Source organism: Salinimicrobium marinum (assembly GCF_014651535.1).
In the GTDB taxonomy this organism is placed as follows: domain Bacteria; phylum Bacteroidota; class Bacteroidia; order Flavobacteriales; family Flavobacteriaceae; genus Salinimicrobium; species Salinimicrobium marinum.
Genome location: NZ_BMXB01000009.1, coordinates 81828 through 107900, shown reverse-complemented (window position 1 = coordinate 107900; position 26073 = coordinate 81828). Strand labels below are relative to the sequence as shown.

The following is a 26073-nucleotide window of genomic DNA, read 5'->3' as shown; positions in this document are numbered from 1 at the left end:
TCTGCATCCGTCATCTTACTTTAAAAGTGTTTTTTCATATTTCCTTTTCTGTAAGCCTCAGCACCTGCAAAAAATTCCCCTGGATGATCTAATGATTTGAGAAGTCAAAGCAAATTTTTCTTCAGCAGGAAAAGTTTGAGATCTGAAATACCTTCACTGCCAAATCAAAAGCTTTCTGGTAAGCAAGTAAAGTTTTAAAATCCATATTTTTTACTCAAGACTGAAAACTGAACCACTGAAAACTTTATTGCATTCCCTTCATCATCTGCATCATCTTGCGGCCGCCGCCTCCCTGCATCATTTTCATCATCTTGCTCATCTGGCTGAACTGCTTCAGCAACTGATTTACCTGCTGAACGGAAGTACCAGATCCCTTTCCGATCCTTTTCTTCCTGCTGGCGTTAATAAGTGAGGGTTTTGATCTTTCTTCCGGGGTCATGGAGTGAATAATGGCTTCGATGTGCTTAAAAGCATCATCATCAATATCCACATCTTTCAGCATTTTTCCGGCTCCCGGGATCATGCCCATAAGGTCCTTCATGGACCCCATTTTCTTTATTTGCTGTAACTGATTCAGGAAATCATCAAATCCGAATTCATTTTTGGCGATTTTCTTCTGGAGTTTTCTTGCCTCTTCTTCATCATACTGCTCCTGGGCTCTTTCCACAAGGGAAACAACATCCCCCATCCCGAGGATCCTGTCTGCCATACGGGAAGGATAGAAAACATCAATGGCATCCATTTTCTCACCGGTACCAATAAACTTGATCGGTTTATTGACTACAGATTTAATGGAAATTGCAGCTCCACCACGAGTATCACCATCCAATTTAGTAAGGATCACCCCGTCAAAATTCAGGCGCTCGTTAAAGGCTTTTGCGGTATTCACCGCATCCTGACCAGTCATGGAATCCACTACAAAAAGTGTTTCCTGAGGCTCGATAGCCTGACGGATATTGGCAATCTCTGTCATCATCGCCTCATCTATAGCTAAACGACCTGCGGTATCTATAATAACAACATTGTGTCCGTTTTCCTTTGCGTGGGCAATAGCGGCCCTGGCAATAGCCACCGGATCCTGGTTTCCTTCATCGCTGAAAACCTCAACCCCAACCTGATCTCCAACCACGTGAAGCTGATTGATCGCTGCCGGACGATACACGTCACAGGCTACCAATAATGGTTTTTTGGTCTTTTTTGTTTTAAGATAATTTGCGAGTTTTCCGGAGAATGTGGTTTTACCACTTCCCTGTAGCCCGGACATTAAAATTACAGAAGGATTTCCGGAAAGGTTGATCCCTTCAGCATCGCCACCCATTAGCTCTGTCAACTCGTCCTTTACCAGTTTCACCATTAACTGGCCCGGTTTCAGAGCGTTTAAAACATCCTGCCCCAAAGCCTTTTCCTTCACCACATTGGTAAATTCCTTGGCAATCTTGTAGTTAACATCTGCATCTACCAATGCCCTTCTCACCTCTTTTAAAGTCTCGGCTACGTTGATTTCCGTAATTTGTCCGTGACCCTTAAGTACGTGTAAGGCACTATCTAACTTATCGCTTAAACTATCAAACATACTCTTCTGTTGTTTATTAAAATCCTGCCGTTCAACCCGGCAGTTGCAAATTTAATGATTTGAAGCCGAAGTGAAAATTTTTATTTCATCTATGCTTCCGAAAAATCAGGGACTGGAAAAAGCGACAAATGCACGAATTTTTAATGTTAATGATACCTTTAGGTATCAATCTGAATTCGAACTTTATGCTTCTATCTTCATCCTTCGAATTACATCCTCTCCGGCACCTGGATTCCAAGCAAAGCAAAAGAAGATTTTATTACTTCTCCCACCATTTTCGCCAGTTGCACCCTGAATTTTTTTTCGGTTTCATCTTCGGTTCCCAATATGGTCACATTCTGATAAAATGAATTAAATTCCTTTACCAGATCATACGTATAATTGGCAATCACCGCCGGGCTATGAGCATCGGCTGCTGTGGAAACTACTTCAGGATACAACTCCAGCTGCTTGATCAGCTCTTTTTCTTTGTCATTCAGTGTATACTCAGAAATTTGCTCTTCATAATCAAATTCTGCCTTGCGCAGAATTGATTGGATCCTTGCATAGGTATACTGAATAAATGGACCTGTATTTCCCTGGAAATCCACCGATTCTTCAGGATTGAACAGGATTCGTTTTCTTGGATCCACTTTCAGGATGTAATATTTCAAAGCTCCAAGCCCTATGATTCGGTATAATTCTTCTTTTTCTTCCTTAGAATAACCGTCCAGCTTTCCAAGTTCTTCAGAAATTTTTCGCGCCGTACCGGTCATCTCCTCGATAAGATCATCGGCATCCACTACCGTTCCTTCACGACTTTTCATTTTTCCGCTGGGAAGGTCTACCATTCCGTAACTGAGGTGGTAAAGGTTATCTGCCCATACATATCCCAGTTTCTTCAGGATCAAAAAGAGTACTTTAAAGTGGTAATCCTGTTCATTCCCTACAGTGTACACCATCCCGTTGATCGCAAAATCCTGAACCCGCTGAATCGCAGTTCCAATGTCCTGCGTCATATAAACGGCCGTACCATCGCTTCTCAGGACAATTTTTTCGTCCAGACCTTCATCTGTCAGGTCAATCCATACACTGCCGTCTTCTTTCCTGAAGAAAACCCCTTTTTCAAGACCTTCAGCAACAACATTTTTTCCTAAAAGATATGTTTCACTTTCGTAGTAATTTTTATCAAAATCAACTCCGAGTTTTTCATAAGTTTTTTCGAATCCGTCGTACACCCATCGGTTCATCGTAGACCACAGCTTCACTACCTCTTCATCGCCGGCTTCCCATTTTCTTAACATATCCTGAGCCTCCAGTAAAACTGGAGCCTGGGTTTTTGCTTCTTCTTCAGTTTTCCCCTGTGCTATGAGATCAGCGATTTCCTGCTTATAAACCTGATCGAATTTCACGTAATAATTTCCAACCAGCTTATCGCCTTTTAAGCCCGTCGATTGCGGAGTCTCTCCATTTCCATAGCGTTTCCACGCCAGCATGGATTTGCAAATGTGAATTCCACGGTCATTGATGATCTGGGTTTTATAAACCTTTTTCCCAGAAGCCTTCAGGATTTCGGCCACCGAATACCCTAAAAGGTTGTTCCTGATATGTCCCAAATGCAACGGCTTATTGGTATTGGGTGAAGAATATTCCACCATGACCGCTTTTTCTTCCGGAGCAATTTTTCCATAATCTGGATCATTTTTTGCATTTCCGAAGAAATCGAGGTAGTAACGATCATCCAGAACAATGTTCAGAAATCCCTGCACCACATTGAACTTGCTAACCGCACGGTTTTTCTCCACCAGGTAAGCACCAATGGTCTCTCCCAGTTGCACCGGATTGGTTTTCACCTGGCGCAGCATAGGAAAAGTCACTAATGTAATGTCACCCTCAAAATCTTTGCGGGTAGGCTGAAACTCTATCTGGTCAATTTCAACATCGTATTTATTTTTCACAGCTTCTTTTACGCCTGCTGAAAGTATGCTTAGGATGGACATTTATTCCTGGATTTTAAATTAAAAATTCTAATGCCTGCAAAGATAATAGAAATAAGGCTTTTGGCTATCTGGAATAAAACCAAATCGCGTACTACTTGAAAAAAATAAGGGATTATCTTCTTTTAAAAGCCAGGCCTGCGAGAATAAGCAGTACCCCAAATATTACCATAGCGTAGGCCTGGGTGTGGTCTCCTTGTGCTTTTACCTCCAGAGGGCCTGCTTCCAGGTAAAATTCCGGGGTAAAAATCGTGTAGATGCCGTAAATGCTAAATGCAGCACCAAAGATAATCAGCGCAATTTTAAGGGTATTATTCAACATAAAAGAATCATAAGACTGCCGGAAAGTTACAATTAATTTATACTTTAAAGAAAAATTCTGAATGAGAATATTGCTTACAGGCGCCAATGGCTACATTGGGATGAGATTGCTTCCAGAACTTCTGGAACAGGGGCACGAGGTTGTGTGCGCTGTAAGAAACAGAAACAGGTTATCCCTGGACAAAATGCTTCTGAAACAAGTGGAGATTGTAGAACTGGATTTTTTAAAAGACAGTAAGACACCCGATCTTATTAAGTCCATTGATGTTGCTTATTATCTCATTCATTCCATGTCTGCATCGACCAATGATTTTGACAGCCAGGAAGCTGCTGCTGCAGAGAATTTCAATAAGATCATGCAGGGTACCCGAGTAAAGCAGGTAATTTTTCTTAGCGGGATCATTAACCAGAACGAGCTTTCAAAACACCTGGAATCCAGGAAGAAAGTGGAAAATATTTTATATGAAGGAGATTTTAATCTTACCGTCATACGAGCAGCAATCATTGTAGGATCTGGCAGCTCTTCCTTTGAGATCATTAGAGATCTCTGCGAAAAACTTCCAGTTATGATCACGCCTCAATGGGTAAAAACTAAGTGCCAGCCAATATCCATCAGGGATATTCTTCAATTTCTCACGGGAGTCATCGGGAAAGAGGAATGTTATAATCTTTCTTTCGATGTAGGAGGTCCGGATGTGTTAACCTACCAGCAAATGATGGAGCAATATGCAGAAGTTCGCGGACTCAAAATTGTCATTCTCGGTGTACCCGTTATGTCCCCTAGACTTTCTTCTTATTGGCTGTACTTCGTAACCTCAACGTCTTATAAGCTTGCGCTTAATCTCGTAGACAGCATGAAAATTGAGGTCACTACTAATGACACAAGATTACAAAGCATCCTTGGAATTGAGCCCATCCCCTATAAAAAAGCTATAAAACTTGCCTTTGAAAAGATAGAACAAAATCAGGTAGTTTCCAGCTGGAAAGATTCCCTTAGCAGTGGCCGCTTCAAAAAGGACATCAACAAATACATTCAGGTGCCTACCTACGGCTGCTTAACAGATAAACAGACTGCAGCGCTGGAAAATCCTCAAGAAGCTCTAAACCGGATCTGGGCCATCGGCGGAATGAAAGGCTGGTATTACGGGAACTGGCTATGGAAATTCAGAGGTTATGTAGATAAAATATTTGGGGGCGTGGGATTGCGTCGCGGAAGAACTAATGCAACAGAAATAAATGCCGGGGATTCCCTCGATTTCTGGAGAGTGCTTCTTGCCGACAAAGAAGAAAAACGGCTTTTGCTCTTTGCTGAAATGAGAGTACCGGGGGAAGCATGGCTGGAATTTAGAATTGACGAGAAGAACACCTTACACCAAACAGCTACCTTTAGGCCTAAAGGAATCGCAGGCAGGTTATACTGGTACTCCATGTACCCTTTCCATTATTTCATTTTTGAAGGTATGATCAATAAAATAGCTAAGGGATAAGGAACATGATGTGAAAAGCGGCAGATGATTAAATTTTGAACAAGACATTGAAAAATTTATATGGTTTTATACTCCGGAATTTCATTTTCTTAATTGCCGCTGCTGTTCTGGTGATATTTTCCCTCTTCATCTTTATTGCTACAGATTTTTTTTACGAACTTATTGACAACGGATCCATCTGGGTACGCGAATTTTTTGGCGGCTTCTATTTATGGCTGGGATTTAGCTGTGTTCTTTTCTTACTCTTTATCGCCTTCTCCAGGTTCGGAAGAATTCGCCTGGGGAATTCCCCGCCGCAATTTAACCGACTATCCTGGATCGCCATGCTTTACAGTGCAGGAATGGGAGCGGGAATCCTGCTTAGGGCAGTTCAGGAGCCGGTATTTATGTTTATAAATCCTCCCCTGGAAACAGGAAATCCCCCGGAAATTATTGCACTGGAATACACCTTTTATCACTGGGGATTCACGGCATGGGGTTTTTATGGAATTTTTGCCCTTTTGATCGCGTACTCCCTGTTTGTCAAAAAGAATACCATCACCTTAGGCACCAGTTTACCCCAATTCAGAAAAATTAAATTCCTGCCACAGGCAATAAACCTCCTTACCATTCTTACCACGGTTTTTGGTCTTGTGGCCGCAATTGGCCTCGGCACAACCCAAATTGAAGGAGGAATAAGTCACCTTACCTCCACCCACCCGGGAAATACTGAACTAACTCTTTTTCTTGTACTCCTAATCTGCCTTCTTGCCTTCCTTTCTGCATGGGCCGGTGTCGAGAAAGGCATCAAAAAAATATCTGACTGGAATATAATGGTCACAATCATCATCCTGATGTTCGTTTTTACTCAAGCAGATATATCTGCAGTTTTTAAAGAATTCCTTCAGTCCCTGTTTTATTACCTGAGAGATTTCATTCCAATGAGTCTGGCGCTGGGAAATTACGATCCGGGTAAAATTTTTCTCACAGACTGGACCTACTACTACTGGGCTTTCTGGCTGGCCTGGGCTCCTTTTACGGGAATTTTCATTGCACGCATTTCCAGAGGACGAACTATAAGAGAAATGGTCCTGGGACTTTTATTGATCCCTTCGCTGGGAAGCTTTTTCTGGTTCAGTGTTTTTGGATCGACTTCTTTTGATCTTATAGATCAATGGGGAAGTTACCATGGTGAATTTGATAATGTCTTCACCTCCATTTTCATGTTTTTTGAAACTCTGCCCTTTTCAGGAGCAAGCAACTTCATCATTGTACTTCTCCTAATAGGATTTCTTGTTACATCTGTAGATTCAGCTATTTATGTACTAAGTATGTTCAGTGACAAAGGAAGAGGAAACCCTCAGAAGAAATTCAGGCTTGTATGGGCACTGGTAATCCTTATATTTTCAGAAGCTATTATTGTATTGGGCAATATAAAACCGGAAAGCGATGTACTCACCGCCATGCAAAAGCTGCTCATCATCAGCTCCCTTCCATTTGCATTTCTGACCGCGGTCATGATGCTTCTGCTTCTGAGAGATCTCATAAAAACTCAAAAACAGGCCGCAGGAAAACAATTTTAACTGCATTTTCTTATCTTTATAAAAAAGCAAAAATGCTCCTGAATATTTCCCACGACTACTCTTCAAAAAAACCTGTAATAGACGCTGAAGTTGGCAAGACCTTTACCTTAGCGCAACGCCAGGAATGGAAGGGAATTAGTCACCAGAACATAAACATCACTGCTGCCAGTCTGGATATCTACAACCTGCTCACTGCCAACGGAAAAGAGAATACCTGCAATATTGAAATGCGCCCCAATGGGATTATTATTAGTTTTAGAAGTATGCAGGAAACCTATGCGCTGGTAATTGCCAATTATAAGCTCAAGGTGTACAAAGGGAAAGCCGAAGAATATTCTTTTTACAAGGATCAACATTTTATTAAGATCTGGGCAGGATCAAACGACCCTGAGATCCATCAGTTTGTCAAAAAGATCATTAAAAACAAATCCGATAATGCGCCTACGCGTGTAGATGATCTATAACATCAGAATCAATTTACTGCTATTCCCTCTACCTCACGGGTTTTAAGCAGTAGACATGCTTTTAACTAATCCCCGAAAGGTGTTAAATTTGAAGTGTTTTCCTACAAATACATTTTTATTTATCTATTTTAGCATCCCTACTCAGCAAAATGTAAAACGTTTTTGACATTTTAGTGAACTATTTATACCCACTACTGTTACTTTTATCCATTTCTGCCTGCACCTCTCATCAGGAATCTGAGGAGGAAGAACTGCATGGTTATTTCCAGGGAACCTTTAATTCTAAAGAGCAGTCGCAACAGGACAGCACTTACTATGATATCACGATTAACATTGTTCCAATATGGGAGGAGAGTGAGGACTATTGGGTTTATGCAGAGCAGGCACTGAGTAACTCGGTCGAAAATCCTTACACGCAGAAGATCTACCGAATTGATAGGGATGAAGAAGAAGGATTGATCATGGAGTCTTTCGAAATTGACAACCCAAAGGAATACCACGGTGGCTGGAAAGCTTCGGAAATTTTTGATTCTCTCTCACCGGAAGATCTGATTCCTATGCCGGGCTGTACCATCTATTTCCGGAAAAAAGATGATAAATTTCTGGGAGAGACCAGGGGAAAGGAATGTATATCCCTATCCACCAGCTCCCACTATTCTACCGTGCAACTTATAATTTCTGAAGATAAATTAATTAGCTGGGGCCGTGGATACAATGTGGAAGAACAGCAGGTTTGGGGAAAGCTTGAAGAAGGCTATCACCTGAAAAAAATACCATAGAAAAAGCCCGCTTTTTTGAAGAGGGCTTTTGATTATTTTCGAAAATTTGAAACTATTTCTTCTTTGGAAGAAAAACCTCTGCCATCATACATCTGGCACTACCTCCGCCACAGGTTTCAATGGTTTCGAGATCACTGCTCAATATTTCGCAATGTTTTTCAATGGAAGCTATTTGCGCCGAAGTTAAACTCTGGCGGGCATCTTCACTCATCACAAGATATTTTTTTCCATTTCCTCCCTGCACCTGCAGCATGTTCCCTGCATAATGATGTAGCTGGGTTTCGGTAATTTCGATAATTTCTTTCCCGTCTTGTTTTAAATGTTTCAATACATTTTTTCGTTCTTTGGGATCATCAATACTGGCAAGACAAATAACCGCAAAATTCTCTGCCAAGCACATCATCACGTTGGTATGATATACAGGTAACCTTTTTCCATCCACATCCTGGTAAGCGGTAAAAATTACCGGAATAAAATGAAAATCTTCACAGAACTCAATAAGCAGCTCTTCATCTGCACGGGCAGACAAGGCACAATAAGCTTTTTCATTTACCCGGTCCAGCAACAGACTTCCTGTTGATTCCAGAAAAACTTCTTCCTCTTCGGCATCTGTATAATCAATCACATTTTCAATATGAAAGCCCTCCTCTTCTATCTTCTCAAAGATCTCAGCCCGACGTTCCCTTCTTCGGTTTTCGGCGAAAATAGGGTAAATAGCCGCTGTGGCATCTTCGTGGAAAGAAACCCAGTTATTTGGAAAAATGGAATCTGGTGTGTCCAGGCTTTTATCATCATCCACGACAATCACATACACACCAACAGCCCTCAACTTTTCTACAAAGGCATCAAATTCTTCCTGAGCCTTCAGGTTGATCTGCTCATTTTCCAGCTGTAAGCCTTCCTGAAAAAAGTTGTTGACCGCGGTTTGCTCATTCATTCTGAAAGCCACGGGGCGCACCATTAATATTGTATCTGTAATTTGTTTCATGTATTTCTTTTTCAATCTCTTATTAAAGGCAGCGTTGAGCACCTCAACAAACCTTCCTGTTTGGCAATTTCGGCGTAAGGAACTTCCTCTACCGTAATACCGTTTTCTCTTAACCAGTTATTCAGCCTTACAAACTTCTTTTCAGATATGACCACTTCTTCAGAAATAGAAAAAACATTAGAATACATGTTATACATTTCTTCCCGCTCTATCTCAAAAATGTTTTGTTTTCCGAAGTGATCTACCAGCCATTGATACTCTTTTTCGTCCAGAAATCCGCCTTTATAAATAATGGCTTTGTCTTTACCTACCGGCTGAAAACAACAATCCAGATGCAGGGCATTGTCGCGTGGCTCTGTATTAGATTTCCGAAGATCAAAAGTCTTTACGGTTTTGTGTGGAAATAAAGCTGTAATTGCTTCTACTGCTTTTAAATTCGTGCGGGCCGTAACATATTCTGGATAATCCTCGCCGTAGTAAGTCCCAATGAAGATATGATCGTTATGCACCATAACATCCCCTCCTTCGGCATGTGCTTCTTCGGGAAGAGTGATGACATTTTCTGCCGGGATCTGGTCTATTACATGTCGTATGGCTTCTATCTCTTTCTCCCTGTCTGGCAGAATATTGGCTTTTATAAACTTATCTTCAATCACAAAGGCTATGTCACGAGTAAAAATCTGGTTATAATCTTCAAGCACCTTAGGCCGAAAAACCTTCACCCCATACTTCTCCAAAACCTTGCCAACTGCCTCAATTTCGGTAATCATGTCCTCCTCTTTGGGATAGGTCCCGGCAATTATATGTTCCCTGGATTTAGGATCGTAAGCTTCCGAAAGATCTGGGATCCCTCCTGTACTTTCTGCAGTACCAAGAACCACAGCCCTAAGCCGGGAAGTTTCATTTTTCACATTAAGCTTCATAGCAGTCTAAATTTTTGCAAATATAAAAAAAGCTTCATAGGATGTATGAAGCTTTTAATGAGGTTAAAAAGAATTATTTATCTATTCTCGATTTCCTTGAATTTTCTATGGTTTTCACCAATGTAAACCTGTCTTGGACGTCCAATTGGTTCTTTGCGCAGGCGCATTTCCCTCCATTGTGCGATCCATCCCGGTAAACGTCCCACTGCAAACATTACAGTAAACATTTCAGTAGGGATTCCCATTGCACGATAAATAATACCGGAATAAAAATCTACGTTTGGATAAAGTTTTCTTTCAATGAAGTATTCATCTTCAAGAGCGGCTTTTTCAAGTCCTTTTGCAATTTCAAGAATTGGATCTTCAACACCTAGCTGTTCAAGAACTTCATCGGCTGCTTTCTTGATGATCTTAGCACGTGGATCAAAGTTTTTATAAACCCTGTGTCCAAAGCCCATTAATCTGAAAGGATCATCTTTATCTTTTGCTTTTGCAATAAATTTTGAAGTATCACCACCATCGGCTTTAATTTCCTCCAGCATCTCGATCACTGCCTGGTTTGCACCTCCGTGAAGTGGCCCCCACAGAGCAGAAACCCCTGCAGAGATAGAAGCAAAAAGTCCGGCGTGAGAAGAACCTACAATTCTTACCGTGGAGGTAGAACAGTTTTGTTCATGGTCTGCATGCAGGATCAATAATTTATCCAGTGCATTTACAACTTTTTTGTTCAGCTTATACGTTTTTCCTTCCTGGAACATCATTTTAAGAAGACTCTCCACATAGCCAATATTCATATCTTTATTGTAGAGCGCCTGGCTTTTCTTTTGACGAAGTGTCCATGCCGCAAGCACAGGGAATTTAGCAAGGATCTTAACAATAGCACGGTACATATCCTCTTCAGACTCTACATTAACAGATTTTGGGTTGAAGGCAGTCAAAGCACTTGTTAAAGATGACAGAACACCCATTGGATGCGCAGATTCAGGAAAACCATTGAGCACGGTTTTCATATCTTCATTTACAATGCTTTGGTCAAGAATATCTGTATTGAATTTTTGCAGCTGAGATTTATTTGGAAGCTCCCCAAAGATAAGCAGGTAACATACTTCAAGGAAATCGGCTTTTTCTGCCAGTTCTTCTATGGAGTATCCTCTGTACCTTAGAATACCTTTTTCTCCATCAAGGAAGGTGATCGCACTTTCACATGCTCCGGTATTTTTATACCCTGGGTCCAGGGTAATAGCACCCGTTTGACCTCTTAATTGCTTAATATCAATGGCCAGTTCATTTTCGGTTCCAACAACAACGGGAAATTCATATTTTTTCCCATCTATCTCTATAGTAGCTACTTTTGACATATTTTATATAACTTTTCGTGAATATTTTATCGGATTGCTAATTTACGAAATTCTCCCTTAATTTCCCGTTAACAGAAGGATTCCTTTGGTTGAATCAAGACATTTTCACAATAAAATACCATTTAAAATAAAAAATCCCCTAAAGAACATTTTCAATAGGGGATTCCGTTTAAGATATTACAATCTATTTCTTCAGTTTAAAGGCTTTTTCCTGAGGGTAATAGGCTACAGAACCAAGCTCTTCCTCGATCCTAAGCAATTGATTGTATTTCGCCATCCTGTCACTTCTGGAAGCAGAACCGGTTTTGATCTGGCCTGTGTTCAATGCCACTGCAAGATCGGCAATGGTATTATCTTCAGTTTCACCAGAACGGTGAGACATTACAGAAGTATAGCCTGCATTGTGCGCCATATTTACGGCAGCAATAGTTTCGGTTAGAGTACCAATCTGGTTTACTTTGATCAAAATAGAATTGGCGATGTTATTCTCAATTCCTTTTGAAAGCCTTTCCACGTTGGTAACAAATAAATCGTCTCCTACCAACTGCACCTTATTTTTTGTTTTTTCGGTAAGATATTTCCAACCATCCCAGTCGTTTTCATCCATTCCGTCTTCGATAGAAATAATAGGATATTTTTCAGCAAGACTGGCAAGATAATCTGCCTGTTCTTCACTGCTTCTCACCTTTCCTTTATCACCTTCGAACTTGGTATAGTCATATTTCCCATCTTCATAGAATTCGGCCGCAGCACAATCCAGAGCGATCATCACCTCTTCTCCCGGTTTGTACCCGGCGTTCTTGATAGACTGCAGGATGGTATCCAGTGCATCCTCTGTACCATCTAAGGTAGGCGCAAAACCACCTTCATCACCCACAGCGGTACTAAGACCTCTTTTGTGCAACACCTTTTTAAGGTTGTGGAAAATTTCCGTCCCCATCTTTAATGCTTCGGAAAAATTCTTAGCCTTAACAGGCATTACCATGAATTCCTGAAATGCAATAGGTGCATCACTATGCGATCCGCCGTTGATGATGTTCATCATTGGCACCGGAAGAGTGTTTGCACTCACGCCACCAATGTAACGGTAAAGCGGCATATTCAATTCGTTTGCAGCAGCTTTTGCCACTGCAAGAGAAACACCTAAAATGGCATTTGCACCTAATTTTGATTTATTTGGAGTACCATCGAGCTCAATCATTGTTTGATCGATCAGATTCTGATCAAAAACTGAAGAACCTAACAATTCTTCTGCAATGATGTCATTTACATTTTCGACTGCTTTAGAAACACCTTTTCCCATGTAGTCACTTCCACCATCTCTTAATTCGACAGCTTCATGTTCTCCCGTTGATGCTCCCGAAGGTACTGCTGCCCTACCCAGGACTCCGTTTTCGGTAATTACATCTACTTCTACTGTTGGGTTTCCTCTGGAGTCAAAAATTTGACGTGCGTGAATGTTGATTATGATACTCATAGTAACTTTTATTGATTAAATTATACGAATAGCAATATACGAATACAAGGCGAAAAAAACGAGGAAAAGCAGGTGTTTTAAGGCATTTATTAGCAAAAATTCACTTAATCGTTTGCGGGAGGAAAAGAATTTAAATAGAACCTCACCCCGAATCCTATAGTATTGCTATGGCCCATTGAAAACCTGCACCTAATCATCTGAAAATTCCATTTGCCGAAAAGCTTCTCTGGTATCCATGCGTGTATAATTAAAAAATAAGGGGGAACCAGTACTTCTCAGTTTGAACTGAAAACCTTCAAATCCCAGTGAAAAATTCCAAAAGGAAATCCCAGCAGATTTCTTTGCCTTTCCGTAAATCCATAAGTTTCGTTTCCTGTATTATAAATATAACACCAACCTCTTGCACTTAATTTTCCGTTATGATATGTTGGACTAAATGAAATAAAAGCATCTTCCTTTCCTATTTTGATTTTGGTTATTAGCGTATAAACCACCGCAAAAAAGCACTCTTAAACAAGGCGTTTGAAAACCGACCCAAATCCACCGGGTTTTAGCATCCAGTAAATATCGTGATCCCGAATGCTTCCATAATAGGTTTCCACACCCAATTCCGGAGCAAGGAACTTCCAATGGTAAAGTTGAACTCCGGCAATTAATTTTCCGAAGTAATGATTATCAAATTGAGTTTGATGTTAATTATCAAAACCTGCATTGAGAACAGGATTTCTCAGCGCATATACCTGCGGGAATCCGGCGATAAAAAAGAGCAGAAAAGCTCCTAATTGAAGAGGAGCCATCCTAACCTGAAGCTTATTAACGAAGAAAACCCTGAATTTCCAAGGTCGTTGAAGGAGTAGCCAAGCCCCAGATGCAGATCTAATTTAAACCCACTTTTATAGACCCTCTGTATCCCCCAAACCGGTCCAATTTCTGCACCGTAATTCATATTGTATTCAATTTCACCTATAAGAGGCTTCCCCCCATATAAGCCACCATTAAGCGCAAAATAATTTCCACTGTTGTTACTGGTATTTTTTCCTTTGTCAGCACGTTTTTCAAAGTTGTAATAATAACGATACTGGGTATGAAAATTGGGGTAAATTCCGAATTGCGTCCCGATTGATTTTCCCATAGCAAAGGTAAAACCGGTCCCAACTCTAAAATCAATGGTGGTTTTATCAGAAAGAACTGTTTCATATTCCAGCCCCGGAAGTAAAAAAGACACAGAAAACTGGTTTTGTGTCTTTCCAGGATTATGTTGTGCGCTAATAGAAAAAGAAAGTAAAAATACTAAAAGTAGTAGTAGGTTTTTCACACTAGTAATTTAGCCCGCTAAACTAATAGATTTACACAGATTAAAAAGAAAAAAGCCTAAATTTCTCATTTTAGGCTTTTTACACTTCTTATGCTTTTTCTTTGATAAGATTATGAATGAACTCATCAAATAAATAATGAGCATCATTAGGCCCCGGACTCGCCTCTGGGTGATACTGCACTGAAAAGCAATTTTTATTCTTCATCCTTATTCCTGCAACTGTATGATCATTCAGGTGCGTGTGCGTGATACTTACTTCAGGATGAGATTCTGTCTCTTCTTTGTTAACAGAAAACCCGTGGTTTTGGGAAGTTATTTCTCCTTTTCCGGTTTCCAGGTTCAGGATTGGATGGTTGATTCCCCTATGCCCGTGGTGCATTTTGTAGGTTGAAATTCCGTTAGCCAAAGCAATGATCTGATGTCCTAAACATATTCCGAAGAGAGGTTTATCCTCTTCCATTATATCTTTAGCTAATTGAATGGCATTTACTAGTGGCGCAGGGTCTCCAGGCCCGTTAGATAGAAGATAACCATGAGGGTTCCACTCCTTCATTTCCTGATAAGAGGTATTGTATGGAAAAACCTTGCAGTATACGTTCCTTTTTGCCAGGTGCTTCAGGATATTTCTTTTCACTCCAACATCCAGAACGGCCACTTTATAATCAGCTTCTTCACTTCCGAAGAAATAAGGTTCTTTGGTAGAAACTTTAGAAGCCAGTTCCAGTCCATCCATGTCAGGAACTTCTGCAAGTTCTCTTTTCAGTTGTTCAATATTATCAACCTCTGTGGTGATCACAGCATTCATAGCTCCATTTTCACGAATATAGGTAACCAGTGCCCTGGTATCTACATCCGAAATGGCAAACAGGTTACTTTTTCCCAGGAAATCCTGCAAAGACATATCGGCACCAGGCCTAGAATGATAGTAACTGAAGTTTTTACAAATTAGCCCGGAAATCTGGGCAGTATCTGCTTCCTCTTCATTTTCGTTGGTGCCATAATTTCCAATATGTGCATTGGTGGTCACCATGAGCTGGCCAAAGTAGGAAGGATCTGTAAAGATCTCCTGATAGCCGGTCATTCCCGTGTTAAAACATACTTCTCCAAAGGCTTTACCTTCTTTGTCGCCCACAGCTCTCCCATGAAAGATAGTTCCATCTGCCAACAGGACAATTGCTTTTTTTCTGGTTTGATACTTCATATGATTATTATACCGAATTATTCTATTTTAAACTCCTGGGTTTTTGACCTTCCCAGATACAAAACAACTTAAAAAAATGATATAAAAAAAAGGATAAGCTACAAATGCTTATCCTTTTTAAAATATCTAGAAAATTTCATTTCTATTCTTCTTTACCTTCATCTGATTTTTTTTCAGAAGCTTCAGGTGCCGGAGCAGCCTGTGCAGTATCGGTAGCTTTCTTTCTACCAGCTCTACGAGTAGATTTTTTCTTCTCTGGCTTGTTCACGTTGTAGATCTCGTTGTAATCTACCAGTTCAATAAGTGCCATATCAGCATTATCTCCTAAACGGTTACCAAGCTTAATGATTCTTGTATAACCTCCGGGACGATCTCCTACTTTGGGCGCTACTTCACGAAATAGTTCAGAAAGTGCATTTTTGTCACGCAGTTTACTGAAAACGATTCTTCTGTTGTGAGTAGTATCCTCTTTAGATTTAGTCACTAAAGGCTCTACGAACTGTTTAAGGGCTTTCGCCTTTGCTACAGTTGTATTAATACGTTTATGTTCAATTAGGGAACAGGCCATATTGGCTAACATAGCCGAACGGTGTGCTGTTTTTCTTCCTAAGTGATTTATTTTTTTTCCGTGTCTCATGACATTTTTTGTTTCATCATCTTGCTACTACCCTTTTTGAGGAGCAAACTATGATGGTTATTATATAAGATATATTGACTTTTGCTAAATAAAAGCAACTAGTCTTTATCAAGTTTATATTTCGAAAGATCCATTCCAAAGTTCAATCCTTTGTTGTTAACCAACTCTTCAAGTTCGGTTAACGATTTCTTACCAAAGTTTCTGAACTTCATCAAATCATTCTTGTTGTAGGATACCAGGTCTCCAAGAGTATCAACTTCGGCTGCTTTTAAACAGTTCAAAGCTCTTACAGAAAGATCCATATCTACCAGTTTGGTTTTAAGCAACTGGCGCATATGAAGTGATTCCTCATCATACGTTTCTGTTTGGGCAATCTCATCGGCCTCCAGCGTAATGCGTTCATCAGAGAACAACATAAAGTGGTGGATCAAAGTTTTTGCCGCTTCAGTAAGCGCATCTTTTGGATGAATAGAACCATCTGTACTGATCTCAAAAACCAGTTTTTCATAGTCTGTTTTCTGTTCAACACGGTAGTTTTCTATACTGTACTTTACATTCTTTATTGGAGTGTAAATAGAATCTGTATAGATTGTTCCTAATGGAGCATTGGCTTTCTTGTTCTCTTCTGCAGGAACATACCCTCTACCTTTTTCTACAGTAACTTCCATGTTCAGGTTCACCTTCTTATCCATGTTGCAAATCACCAACTCTGGATTAAGGATCTGGAATCCCGAAATAAATTTTTGAAAATGCCCGGCAGTAAGCTGGTCTTCTCCTGTAACAGAAATTGTAACGGCCTCGTTGTCTATTTCATCAATTTGCCTTTTGAACCTGATCTGTTTCAGGTTCAAAATTATTTCTGTTACATCCTCTACAACCCCAGGGATTGTTGAAAATTCGTGATCAACCCCTTCGATACGTACCGATGTGATTGCGAATCCTTCAAGTGAAGATAACAGTACTCTTCTTAAAGCGTTACCAACGGTCAATCCATACCCGGGTTCCAAAGGACGAAATTCAAATTTCCCTTCGAAATCGGTTGAATCAATCATTATAACTTTATCGGGCTTCTGAAAATTTAATATTGCCATATTACGACTTCTGTGAATTATTATTTCGAATATAATTCGACGATGAATTGTTCATTTATATTTTCTGGAATCTGAACTCTTCCAGGTACAGAAACATATGTTCCTTGTTTGGTCTCATTGTTCCAGGTAATCCATTCATATACACTGCTACTGTTGGAAAGTGATTCCTGAATAGCAGTCAAAGATTTTGACTTTTCTCTTACACCTACAACATCACCCGCTTTTAGCTGGTAAGATGGGATATTTACCAATTCACCATTTACAGTAATATGTCTGTGAGAAACCAATTGTCTTGCTCCTCTTCTGGAAGGTGCAATACCCATTCTGTAAACTACGTTGTCTAAACGAGATTCACACAATTGTAAAAGCACTTCCCCGGTAATACCCTGAGCACTCGTTGCTTTTTCGAACATGTTTCTGAATTGACGCTCCAAAATACCATAGGTATATTTTGCTTTTTGCTTTTCCATTAACTGGATAGCATATTCAGATTTTTTACCACGACGACGGTTGTTACCGTGTTGTCCCGGAGGATAATTTCTTTTCTCAAAAGATTTATCGTCTCCGAAAATAGCTTCTCCAAACTTACGAGCTATTTTAGTCTTAGGACCAGTATATCTTGCCATTTAAAATTTGATTATTAAGAAAGCGATCAGGAATTAAGGTCACTGTCCTTCGCAGATCTTTTTGCTTTCTTTGTTATACTTATTAATTAATTAAACTCTACGTCTTTTAGGAGGACGACATCCGTTGTGTGGTAGTGGAGTAACATCGATGATCTCGGTTACTTCAATTCCTGCATTGTGAAGGGAACGAATAGCAGATTCTCTACCATTTCCAGGACCTTTCACATATACTTTAACTTTGCGCAAACCAGCTTCGTGAGCTACTTTAGACGCATCTTCTGCTGCTAACTGTGCAGCATAAGGAGTGTTCTTCTTAGATCCTCTAAAGCCCATTTTACCGGCAGAAGACCAGGAGATAACATCACCTTTCTTATTTGTTAATGAAACGATAATGTTGTTGAAAGAAGCAGTAACATGCGCCTCTCCAATAGACTCAACATTAACCTTACGTTTCTTTTGAGTTGCTTTTGCTTTTGCTTTTGCCATCCTACTTATTATTTAGTTGCTTTCTTCTTGTTGGCAACTGTTTTTCTTCTTCCTTTTCTGGTTCTGGAGTTGTTTTTGGTTCTTTGCCCTCTCAACGGTAATCCCGCTCTGTGACGAATCCCTCTGTAACTTCCAATATCCATTAAACGTTTAATGCTCAACTGAACTTCTGAACGTAGTTCACCTTCAATCTTATAGCCACCAACAGCTTCACGGATTCTCCCGATTTCATCATCGTTCCAATCTGAAACTTTTTTGCCTTCCTCAACATTGGCTTCCTGAAGGATCTCTTGCGCCCTGCTTTTTCCAATTCCGAAGATATAGGTCAACGCTATAACGCCTCGCTTTTGTTTTGGTATATCAACACCTGCAATTCTAGCCATAACTACCCTTGTCTTTGTTTAAATTTTGGATTCTTTTTGTTTATCACGTACAGTCTGCCTTTTCTTCGTACAATTTTGCAGTCGGCACTTCTCTTTTTAATTGATGCTCTAACCTTCATAGTTATTAGTATCTGTAAGTTATTCGAGCCTTAGATAAATCATAAGGACTCATTTCTAATTTCACTTTGTCCCCAGGTAACAACTTAATGTAATGCATACGCATCTTACCTGAAATATGTGCAGTCACAATGTGACCATTTTCTAATTCTACCCGGAACATTGCGTTAGACAATGCTTCAACAATTGTTCCGTCCTGTTCTATCGCCGGTTGTTTTGCCATTATGCTACTGCTTTTCTGTTTTTACCGGTTTTCATCAATCCATCATAGTGTCTATTTAACAGATAAGAATTCACCTGTTGCATAGTATCTATTGCAACTCCAACCATAATTAATAACGAAGTACCTCCAAAGAACAACGCCCAACCTTGCTGTACACCCAACAAGGAAACAATAATAGCAGGGAACACTGCAATTAATGCCAGGAATATTGACCCGGGAAGGGTAATTTGAGACATAATCCTATCTAAAAAGTCGGCTGTTTCAGACCCTGGACGAATCCCTGGAATAAAACCACCACTTCGTTTTAAATCATCTGCCATTTTATTGGTAGGTACTGTAATCGCGGTGTAAAAGTACGTAAAAATTATAATTAACAACGCAAACACTAAATTGTACCAAAATCCGAAGATATCACTGAAGGCAGCAGTTACTCCTTGTGCAGTTTCAGACTCAGAAAGTCCGGCAACCGCTGCAGGTATAAACATTATTGCCTGTGCAAAAATAATCGGCATCACCCCTGAAGCATTAAGCTTTAAAGGAATGTATTGTCTTGATCCAAAAACATTCTTCTCATATCCTCCCGAAGCTGTTCTTCTGGCATATTGTACAGGTATACGTCGTACAGCCATCACTAACATTACAGAAGCGAGAATAATTGCAAACCAAATCACCAATTCAATAAGGATCATGATAGCTCCTCCATTTGATTCGAACACTCTGGAAGCAAATTCCTGAATGAAGGCCTGTGGCAAAGTGGCTATAATACCCACCATAATCAATAAAGAGATACCGTTTCCAATTCCCTTATCAGTGATCTTTTCACCCAACCACATCGCGAAGATGGTACCGGTTGCAAGTATGATCACCGAAGAAACAACAAAAGTCACTTCATTTCCAAGCAGGAATGCACTTGAAGGAAGTGTAGCAAAAAGGTTGTAAATGTATCCGGGACCCTGTACAAGCGTAATGGCAATGGTTAACCATCGGGTGATCTGGTTGATCTTTCTCCTGCCGCTCTCTCCTTCTTTTTGTAACTTCTGAAGGTAAGGAACAGCAATACCCATTAACTGGACCACAATAGAAGCAGAGATATAAGGCATAATTCCCAACGCAAAAACAGAAGCATTCGAAAATGCTCCTCCTGTAAATGCATTAAGAAGCCCCAAGAGCCCCCCATCTGTTTGATTGGCCAGATTGGATAATTGAGATGCATCGATTCCTGGAAGCACAACCTGTGCTCCAAACCGATACACCAACAACAAACCAAGGGTTACTAAAATTCTGTTTTTTAGTTCCTCAATTTTCCAGATATTCTTTATTGTATTGATGAATTTCATTGTTTATCTATTATAAAGTAACAGCTTCACCACCAGCCGCTTCAATAGCTTGCTTTGCTGAGGCAGTAAATTTATGAACAGATATCTTCAACTTAGCCTTTAATTCCCCTCTACCTAATATCTTAACTAATTCGTTTTTACGGGCTAATCCGTTTTCAACCAACACATCCATATCAACAGTATCGGTAATTCGACCTTCATCAACCATCGATTGAAGAACATCTAAATTTACCCCCTGATACTCCTTACGGTTTATATTAGTGAAGCCAAATTTTGGAACCCGTCTTTGAAGTGGCATCTGCCCTCCTTCAAATCCAATTTTCCTGGAGTAACCAGAACGTGATTTGGCACCTTTGTGACCACGGGTGGCAGTACCGCCTTTCCCTGATCCTTCTCCACGCCCAACACGCTTACTGTTACTTTGAACTGAACCTTTTGCAGGTTTTAAGTTACTTAAATCCATGTGAATTTATTATTTTGTTTCCTCTGCGGAAACCAAGTGTTTAACTTTATTTACCATACCAAGGATGTTTGGCGTATTCTCGTGCTCCACAACCTGTCCTATTTTCTTAAGGCCAAGTGCTTCCAAAGTACGTTTTTGGTTTTGAGTGCGTTTAATAGCACTTTTTACCTGAGTAACTTTTATCTTTCCCATTTTTCCCTGTATTATCCTTTAAAAACTTTTTCAAGAGAAATCCCTCGTTGCTTGGCAACAGTTTGAGCACTTCTCAACTTTAGTAAAGCATCAAAAGTAGCTTTTACCACGTTGTGTGGGTTTGAAGATCCCTGGTTCTTTGAAAGTACATCATGTACACCAACAGACTCCAATACCGCACGAATCGCACCACCGGCAATAACTCCGGTACCAGCTGCAGCCGGAAGTAACATTACTCTGGCTCCACCATACTTACCTTTTTGCTCGTGTGGCAATGTACCCTTATTCAAAGGGATACGTACCAAGTTTTTCTTAGCGTCCTCAACAGCCTTAGAAATAGCATCTGCAACTTCTTTAGACTTTCCTAACCCCTGGCCTACAACACCATTTTCATCACCAACCACTACAATAGCAGAAAAACCAAATGCTCTACCACCCTTTGTAACTTTAGTAACACGTTGTACACCTACCAAACGATCTTTTAATTCAAGTCCGCCCGGCTTTACAAGTTCTACGTTTTTATAATCCTGATACATATCTTCTAGAATTTAAGTCCTCCTTCGCGAGCACCTTCTGCTAATGATTTAACTCTTCCGTGGTATAGGTAACCGCTTCTGTCGAAAGAAATGGTTTCTATTCCGGCTTTCAAAGCTTTTTCAGCAATAGCTTTTCCAACTAATGCTGCCTGCTCTCTCTTATTTCCTTCTTCCGAAGTAACATCTTTATCTCTTGAGGAAGCAGATACTAATGTTTTACCATCCACATCATTCACTATCTGAGCATAAATCTCTTTATTACTTCTAAATACTGATAATCTTGGACGCACATCAGTTCCGGTGATATCCCTACGGATTCTCTTCCTGATCTTATTTCTTCTATCTTGTTTTGATACTGACATAATCTAAACTTATTAAGCTGATTTACCTGCTTTTCTTCTTAATTGCTCTCCTCTAAACTTGATTCCTTTTCCTTTGTAAGGTTCAGGAGCACGGAAAGACCGAATTTTCGCAGCAACCTGGCCTACCAACTGCTTATCATATGAAGTCAATTTCACGATAGGGTTTTTACCTTTATCAGAAATTGTTTCCACCTTAATTTCAGGGGCCAAATCTAATACAATGTTATGAGAGAACCCAATTGCAAGGTCTAATTTTTGACCCTGGTTAGAAGCTCTGTATCCAACACCTACTAATTCCAGCTCTTTCGTGAAGCCATTAGCTACACCTTCAATCATATTACTGATTAAAGAACGGTATAAACCGTGCTTAGCTTTAAGATCTTTTTTATCTGAAGAACGCTCAAAGGTAATCACTCCGTCTTCGATTTTAACATCGATATCTTCGATCTTTTGAGTAAGTTCTCCTAATTTTCCTTTTACCGTAACAACTCCGTCTTTAAGGTCTACTGTAACACCTTCAGGAATTGTGATTGGATTTTTACCTATTCTTGACATTTCTTTTCGTCTTTAAATATTAGTAAACGTAGCACAATACCTCGCCACCAACTTTTTCCTGCTGTGCCTGTTTCCCTGTCATCACACCGTGAGAAGTAGAAACGATAGCGATTCCTAAACCATTTAGGATCCTTGGAAGCTCGTTGGCACCGGCATACTTACGCAAACCAGGTTTACTTATTCGTTGAATTTTCTTGATTACAGACTCTTTAGTAGTTCTATCATACTTAAGAGCTATCTTGATAGTTCCCTGAGCGGTAGTATCTTCGAATTTGTAACTAAGAATATATCCCTGATCGAATAAAATTTTAGTGATTTCCTTTTTAAGATTAGAAGCCGGGATCTCAACAACTCTATGGCTGGCAGCAACGGCATTTCTAATTCTTGTTAAATAATCTGCAATAGGATCTGTATTCATCTATTTGAATTTGCGAAAGTGGTTTTCGTTATTACACGAACCTTCCTCCAATTTATAATTTTACCAACTAGCCTTTCTAACACCAGGAATTAATCCATTGTTAGCCATTTCCCTGAAAGTAACACGGGAAAGACCAAACTGTCTCATATACCCACGAGGTCTTCCGGTTAATTTGCAACGATTGTGCAAACGTACCGGTGATGAGTTTTTTGGAAGTTTTTGTAATGCTTCGTAATCGCCGGCTTCTTTAAGAGCCTTGCGCTTCTCTGCATACTTTTCTACCAATTTTTGTCTCTTCACCTCACGGGCTTTCATTGATTCTTTAGCCATAATTAATTCTTTTTAAAAGGTAATCCTAGTTCAGTTAACAATGATTTTGCTTCTTTATCGGTACTGGCAGTGGTTACGAATGTAATATCCATCCCGTTGATACGGTTCACTTTGTCAATATCAATCTCAGGGAAAATAATTTGTTCTGTTACACCCAAATTATAATTTCCTCTTCCGTCAAAACCTGTCGCCTTGATCCCGTTAAAATCACGTACACGTGGAAGTGCCGAAGTGATCAAACGATCCAAAAATTCGTACATTCTTTCTCCACGTAAAGTAACTTTTGCGCCAATTGGCATTCCTTTACGAAGCTTGAAAGAAGCAACATCCTTTTTAGATATGGTCGCTATCGCCTTTTGACCTGTAATTGCAGTCAATTCATCTACTGCATGATCAATAAGTTTCTTATCTGCAACAGCTGCACCAACGCCACGGCTCAAAACTATTTTTTCAAGTTTTGGGACCTCCATTACGTTAGAGTAGCTGAATTCTTCTGTTAGAGCAGAGATTACTCTCTCCTTATACTCTTGTTTAAGTCTTGGTACGTACGCCATAACTAAATTACTTCATTGGATTTTTTGGAATACCTTACTTTCTTATCGTTCTCTTCTCTATATCCAACTCTGGTAGTGTCACCATTTTTATCAATCAATGACAAGTTAGAAATATGGATAGGTGCTTCCTTCTTTTTTATTCCTCCCTGTGGATTTGCTGCACTTGGCTTCTCATGTTTGGAAACCTGGTTTACACCTTCCACAATGGCTTTGTTTTTATCCAGAAGAACCTGTTGCACTTTACCTTCCTGACCTTTGTGGTCTCCGGCAATAACACGTACGGTATCTCCTGTTTTTATCTTAAGCTTTCTCATTTTTTCTCTGTATTAAAGCACTTCAGGCGCTAATGATACAATCTTCATGAACTGCTTATCACGAAGCTCACGTGCTACAGGACCAAAAACACGAGTTCCTCTCATCTCCCCGGTAGGGTTCAAAAGGACACATGCATTATCGTCAAAACGGATGTAAGATCCGTCTGGTCTGCGCACTTCTTTCTTGGTACGAACAACAACTGCTGTTGAAACTGCACCTTTTTTAACATTCCCGTTAGGTGTAGCTTCTTTAACGCTGACAACTATTTTGTCTCCAACAGAAGCGTATCTTCTATTTGTACCGCCCAATACACGAATCACTAAAACTTCTTTAGCTCCGGTATTGTCTGCTACTCTTAATCTAGACTCTTGTTGTACCATTTTTACTTCGCTCTTTCAATTATTTCTACTAATCTCCAACACTTAGATTTACTCATAGGTCTTGTTTCCATGATCCTTACAGTATCTCCTTCGTTGCAGTCATTTGTTTCGTCGTGTGCCACATATTTTTTCGTTTTCAAAACGAATTTTCCATACATGGGGTGTTTTACTTTTTTAGTTTCAGAAACCACTATTGATTTCGTCATCTTATTACTGGTAACAACACCTATACGTTCTTTTCTTAAGTTTCTTTTTTCCATTTTCAGCAGAATAACACTTATTGTTGTTCTCTTTTAGTTAACTCTGTAGCAATACGCGCTATAGATCTTCTTACAGCTCTAAGCTGTATTGGGTTCTCTAATGGCGATACTGCGTGAGCCATTTTCAAATCGGAATATGCTTTCCTTGATTTTCCAAGTTCTTCCTGTAATTCTGCTACAGACAATTCTCTTACTTCTGATTGTTTCATAACGTCTCTTATTAAGCTTGATAATCTCTAGCTACGATGAACTTAGTTTTTACAGGTAATTTTTGTGCTGCAAGACGCAATGCCTCTTTTGCAACATCAAATGGAACCCCTCCTATTTCGAAAAGAATTCTTCCTGGCTTCACAACTGCTGCCCAATATTCTACGGCACCTTTACCTTTACCCATACGTACTTCAAGAGGTTTCTTTGTGATAGGTTTGTCTGGAAATATCTTAATCCATAATGAACCTTCTCTTTTCATATAACGGGTAGCAGCAATACGCGCAGCTTCTATTTGTCTTGCAGTCACAAAACTCGAATCTAAAGACTTGATTCCAAAAGTTCCGTTAGAAAGTCTATGCCCTCTTTGAGCATTTCCTTTCATGCGGCCCTTTTGCATTTTGCGATATTTTGTTCTTTTAGGCTGTAACATTTTTCTTTACTTTAAAAAATTACTTTCTACGACGTGATTTGTTTGCACCACCTCGTCCGGCTCCGGTTTTTCCTCCTTGTTTTTTGGCCATGCCAACAAGTGGAGAAAGTTCTCTTTTACCGTAAACCTCACCTTTCATGATCCATACTTTAACACCTAGTCTACCATAGGTAGTGTGTGCCTCAACCAAAGCATAGTCAATATCGGCTCTAAAAGTTGACAATGGAATACGACCATCTTTGTATCCTTCAGAACGCGCCATCTCAGCACCGTTTAAACGGCCTGAAATTTGAACTTTAATTCCTTCAGCATTCATTCTCATTGCAGCCGCAATAGCCATCTTAATTGCACGACGGTAAGAGATACGATTCTCTATTTGTCTTGCAATACTTGATCCTACTAAATGAGCATCAAGTTCTGGTCTTTTGATTTCAAAGATATTGATCTGAACTTCCTTGTCGGTAATCTTCTTAAGCTCTTCTTTCAACTTGTCTACCTCCTGTCCACCTTTCCCAATAATAATACCAGGACGGGCAGTGGTGATAGTAACGGTTACAAGTTTAAGCGTACGCTCAATAATTACCCTTGATACACTCGCTTTAGATAAACGAGCATGGATGTATTTTCTAATCTTATCGTCTTCGGCTAATTTATCGCCGTAGTCATTTCCTCCGTACCAGTTGGATTCCCATCCTCTAATGATACCAAGGCGATTCCCGATTGGATTTGTTTTTTGTCCCATAC

Annotated in this window: 35 protein-coding genes; 4 read left to right on the top strand and 31 right to left on the bottom strand. The window is 39.9% G+C overall.

Features of this window, described 5'->3' with window-relative positions:
- Nucleotides 1-244: 244 nt before the first annotated feature.
- From ffh to IE056_RS11915, 3 genes are all read right to left on the bottom strand, one after another.
- Nucleotides 245-1573 (bottom strand): signal recognition particle protein, encoded by a 1329-nt coding sequence (gene ffh, locus IE056_RS11925; RefSeq protein ID WP_189604939.1) that lies wholly within the window; start codon nt 1571-1573, stop codon nt 245-247.
- Between the two features lie 209 nt (nt 1574-1782).
- On the bottom strand, nt 1783-3552 hold the full coding sequence (gene argS / locus IE056_RS11920) for an arginine--tRNA ligase (RefSeq protein WP_189604938.1): 1770 nt from the start codon (nt 3550-3552) through the stop codon (nt 1783-1785).
- A 112-nt stretch (nt 3553-3664) separates the two neighbouring features.
- A complete protein-coding gene (locus IE056_RS11915) occupies nt 3665-3871 on the bottom strand; it encodes a hypothetical protein (RefSeq protein WP_229793743.1) in 207 nt (68 codons plus the stop codon).
- A 61-nt stretch (nt 3872-3932) separates the two neighbouring features.
- Here IE056_RS11915 and IE056_RS11910 point away from each other — a divergent pair, with 61 nt between their 5' ends.
- The 4 genes from IE056_RS11910 to IE056_RS11895 all read left to right on the top strand — a co-directional run bounded on the left by IE056_RS11910 (nt 3933) and on the right by IE056_RS11895 (nt 8162).
- Complete coding sequence (locus IE056_RS11910; RefSeq protein ID WP_189604937.1) at nt 3933-5357, top strand: SDR family oxidoreductase; 1425 nt, start codon at nt 3933-3935, stop codon at nt 5355-5357.
- A 35-nt stretch (nt 5358-5392) separates the two neighbouring features.
- On the top strand, nt 5393-6919 hold the full coding sequence (locus IE056_RS11905) for a BCCT family transporter (protein ID WP_229793742.1): 1527 nt from the start codon (nt 5393-5395) through the stop codon (nt 6917-6919).
- A 32-nt stretch (nt 6920-6951) separates the two neighbouring features.
- Nucleotides 6952-7383 (top strand): hypothetical protein, encoded by a 432-nt coding sequence (locus tag IE056_RS11900; RefSeq protein WP_189604936.1) that lies wholly within the window; start codon nt 6952-6954, stop codon nt 7381-7383.
- 173 nt (nt 7384-7556) lie between these two features.
- Nucleotides 7557-8162 carry a chromophore lyase CpcT/CpeT gene (locus tag IE056_RS11895; RefSeq protein WP_189604935.1) on the top strand — a complete coding sequence of 202 codons (606 nt, stop codon included), beginning with the start codon at nt 7557-7559 and terminating at the stop codon, nt 8160-8162.
- Nucleotides 8163-8214: 52 nt separating this feature from the next.
- Here IE056_RS11895 and ctlX read toward each other — a convergent pair whose 3' ends face one another.
- The 28 genes from ctlX to rpsC all read right to left on the bottom strand — a co-directional run bounded on the left by ctlX (nt 8215) and on the right by rpsC (nt 26071).
- Nucleotides 8215-9150: a citrulline utilization hydrolase CtlX gene (ctlX, locus tag IE056_RS11890; RefSeq protein ID WP_189604934.1), complete on the bottom strand. Its 936-nt coding sequence runs from the start codon at nt 9148-9150 to the stop codon at nt 8215-8217.
- A gap of 11 nt (nt 9151-9161) precedes the next feature.
- The gene (locus IE056_RS11885; RefSeq protein ID WP_189604933.1) at nt 9162-10073 is read right to left on the bottom strand and encodes a dimethylarginine dimethylaminohydrolase family protein; all 912 of its coding nucleotides are present in this window, start codon (nt 10071-10073) and stop codon (nt 9162-9164) included.
- Nucleotides 10074-10150: 77 nt separating this feature from the next.
- Nucleotides 10151-11431 (bottom strand): citrate synthase, encoded by a 1281-nt coding sequence (locus IE056_RS11880; protein WP_189604932.1) that lies wholly within the window; start codon nt 11429-11431, stop codon nt 10151-10153.
- Nucleotides 11432-11615: 184 nt separating this feature from the next.
- Nucleotides 11616-12908: a phosphopyruvate hydratase gene (eno, locus tag IE056_RS11875; protein WP_189604931.1), complete on the bottom strand. Its 1293-nt coding sequence runs from the start codon at nt 12906-12908 to the stop codon at nt 11616-11618.
- 778 nt (nt 12909-13686) lie between these two features.
- Nucleotides 13687-14223 (bottom strand): hypothetical protein, encoded by a 537-nt coding sequence (locus IE056_RS11870; protein ID WP_189604930.1) that lies wholly within the window; start codon nt 14221-14223, stop codon nt 13687-13689.
- Between the two features lie 88 nt (nt 14224-14311).
- On the bottom strand, nt 14312-15424 hold the full coding sequence (gene carA, locus IE056_RS11865) for a glutamine-hydrolyzing carbamoyl-phosphate synthase small subunit (RefSeq protein WP_189604929.1): 1113 nt from the start codon (nt 15422-15424) through the stop codon (nt 14312-14314).
- 142 nt (nt 15425-15566) lie between these two features.
- The gene (gene rplQ, locus IE056_RS11860) at nt 15567-16061 is read right to left on the bottom strand and encodes a 50S ribosomal protein L17 (RefSeq protein ID WP_189604928.1); all 495 of its coding nucleotides are present in this window, start codon (nt 16059-16061) and stop codon (nt 15567-15569) included.
- 98 nt (nt 16062-16159) lie between these two features.
- Nucleotides 16160-17152, bottom strand: coding sequence for a DNA-directed RNA polymerase subunit alpha (locus IE056_RS11855; protein ID WP_189604927.1), 993 nt, complete (start codon nt 17150-17152; stop codon nt 16160-16162).
- Nucleotides 17153-17172: 20 nt separating this feature from the next.
- A complete protein-coding gene (gene rpsD, locus IE056_RS11850; RefSeq protein ID WP_189604926.1) occupies nt 17173-17778 on the bottom strand; it encodes a 30S ribosomal protein S4 in 606 nt (201 codons plus the stop codon).
- 90 nt (nt 17779-17868) lie between these two features.
- Complete coding sequence (rpsK, locus tag IE056_RS11845; RefSeq protein ID WP_189604925.1) at nt 17869-18264, bottom strand: 30S ribosomal protein S11; 396 nt, start codon at nt 18262-18264, stop codon at nt 17869-17871.
- An 8-nt stretch (nt 18265-18272) separates the two neighbouring features.
- Nucleotides 18273-18647, bottom strand: a complete 375-nt coding sequence (gene rpsM / locus IE056_RS11840) for a 30S ribosomal protein S13 (protein WP_189604924.1) — start codon at nt 18645-18647, stop codon at nt 18273-18275.
- A 2-nt stretch (nt 18648-18649) separates the two neighbouring features.
- Nucleotides 18650-18766, bottom strand: a complete 117-nt coding sequence (gene ykgO / locus IE056_RS11835; protein WP_015361145.1) for a type B 50S ribosomal protein L36 — start codon at nt 18764-18766, stop codon at nt 18650-18652.
- 5 nt (nt 18767-18771) lie between these two features.
- Nucleotides 18772-18987 (bottom strand): translation initiation factor IF-1, encoded by a 216-nt coding sequence (gene infA, locus IE056_RS11830; protein WP_111127775.1) that lies wholly within the window; start codon nt 18985-18987, stop codon nt 18772-18774.
- Entirely contained in the window at nt 18987-20324 is a 1338-nt protein-coding gene (gene secY / locus IE056_RS11825; RefSeq protein ID WP_189604923.1) for a preprotein translocase subunit SecY, read from the bottom strand. The genes infA and secY overlap by 1 nt, the downstream gene beginning before the upstream one ends.
- Before the next feature lie 10 nt (nt 20325-20334).
- Nucleotides 20335-20787 (bottom strand): 50S ribosomal protein L15, encoded by a 453-nt coding sequence (rplO, locus tag IE056_RS11820; RefSeq protein WP_189604922.1) that lies wholly within the window; start codon nt 20785-20787, stop codon nt 20335-20337.
- A gap of 9 nt (nt 20788-20796) precedes the next feature.
- The gene (rpmD, locus tag IE056_RS11815) at nt 20797-20979 is read right to left on the bottom strand and encodes a 50S ribosomal protein L30 (protein ID WP_189604921.1); all 183 of its coding nucleotides are present in this window, start codon (nt 20977-20979) and stop codon (nt 20797-20799) included.
- 11 nt (nt 20980-20990) lie between these two features.
- Nucleotides 20991-21515, bottom strand: a complete 525-nt coding sequence (gene rpsE, locus IE056_RS11810; RefSeq protein WP_189604920.1) for a 30S ribosomal protein S5 — start codon at nt 21513-21515, stop codon at nt 20991-20993.
- 5 nt (nt 21516-21520) lie between these two features.
- Nucleotides 21521-21877: a 50S ribosomal protein L18 gene (rplR, locus tag IE056_RS11805; protein ID WP_189604919.1), complete on the bottom strand. Its 357-nt coding sequence runs from the start codon at nt 21875-21877 to the stop codon at nt 21521-21523.
- Between the two features lie 12 nt (nt 21878-21889).
- Complete coding sequence (rplF, locus tag IE056_RS11800; RefSeq protein ID WP_189604918.1) at nt 21890-22432, bottom strand: 50S ribosomal protein L6; 543 nt, start codon at nt 22430-22432, stop codon at nt 21890-21892.
- Nucleotides 22433-22451: 19 nt separating this feature from the next.
- Nucleotides 22452-22850 carry a 30S ribosomal protein S8 gene (rpsH, locus tag IE056_RS11795; protein ID WP_189604917.1) on the bottom strand — a complete coding sequence of 133 codons (399 nt, stop codon included), beginning with the start codon at nt 22848-22850 and terminating at the stop codon, nt 22452-22454.
- Between the two features lie 60 nt (nt 22851-22910).
- Nucleotides 22911-23180: a 30S ribosomal protein S14 gene (rpsN, locus tag IE056_RS11790; protein ID WP_189604916.1), complete on the bottom strand. Its 270-nt coding sequence runs from the start codon at nt 23178-23180 to the stop codon at nt 22911-22913.
- 2 nt (nt 23181-23182) lie between these two features.
- Nucleotides 23183-23734 carry a 50S ribosomal protein L5 gene (gene rplE / locus IE056_RS11785; protein WP_189604915.1) on the bottom strand — a complete coding sequence of 184 codons (552 nt, stop codon included), beginning with the start codon at nt 23732-23734 and terminating at the stop codon, nt 23183-23185.
- A 2-nt stretch (nt 23735-23736) separates the two neighbouring features.
- The gene (gene rplX / locus IE056_RS11780) at nt 23737-24048 is read right to left on the bottom strand and encodes a 50S ribosomal protein L24 (RefSeq protein ID WP_189604914.1); all 312 of its coding nucleotides are present in this window, start codon (nt 24046-24048) and stop codon (nt 23737-23739) included.
- 12 nt (nt 24049-24060) lie between these two features.
- Nucleotides 24061-24429, bottom strand: a complete 369-nt coding sequence (gene rplN / locus IE056_RS11775) for a 50S ribosomal protein L14 (RefSeq protein ID WP_189604913.1) — start codon at nt 24427-24429, stop codon at nt 24061-24063.
- A gap of 2 nt (nt 24430-24431) precedes the next feature.
- The gene (gene rpsQ / locus IE056_RS11770) at nt 24432-24689 is read right to left on the bottom strand and encodes a 30S ribosomal protein S17 (protein WP_189604912.1); all 258 of its coding nucleotides are present in this window, start codon (nt 24687-24689) and stop codon (nt 24432-24434) included.
- 17 nt (nt 24690-24706) lie between these two features.
- Entirely contained in the window at nt 24707-24898 is a 192-nt protein-coding gene (gene rpmC / locus IE056_RS11765) for a 50S ribosomal protein L29 (protein WP_189604911.1), read from the bottom strand.
- A gap of 11 nt (nt 24899-24909) precedes the next feature.
- The gene (rplP, locus tag IE056_RS11760; protein ID WP_189604910.1) at nt 24910-25329 is read right to left on the bottom strand and encodes a 50S ribosomal protein L16; all 420 of its coding nucleotides are present in this window, start codon (nt 25327-25329) and stop codon (nt 24910-24912) included.
- 19 nt (nt 25330-25348) lie between these two features.
- Nucleotides 25349-26071: a 30S ribosomal protein S3 gene (rpsC, locus tag IE056_RS11755; RefSeq protein WP_189604909.1), complete on the bottom strand. Its 723-nt coding sequence runs from the start codon at nt 26069-26071 to the stop codon at nt 25349-25351.
- Between the last annotated feature and the right edge of the window lie 2 nt (nt 26072-26073).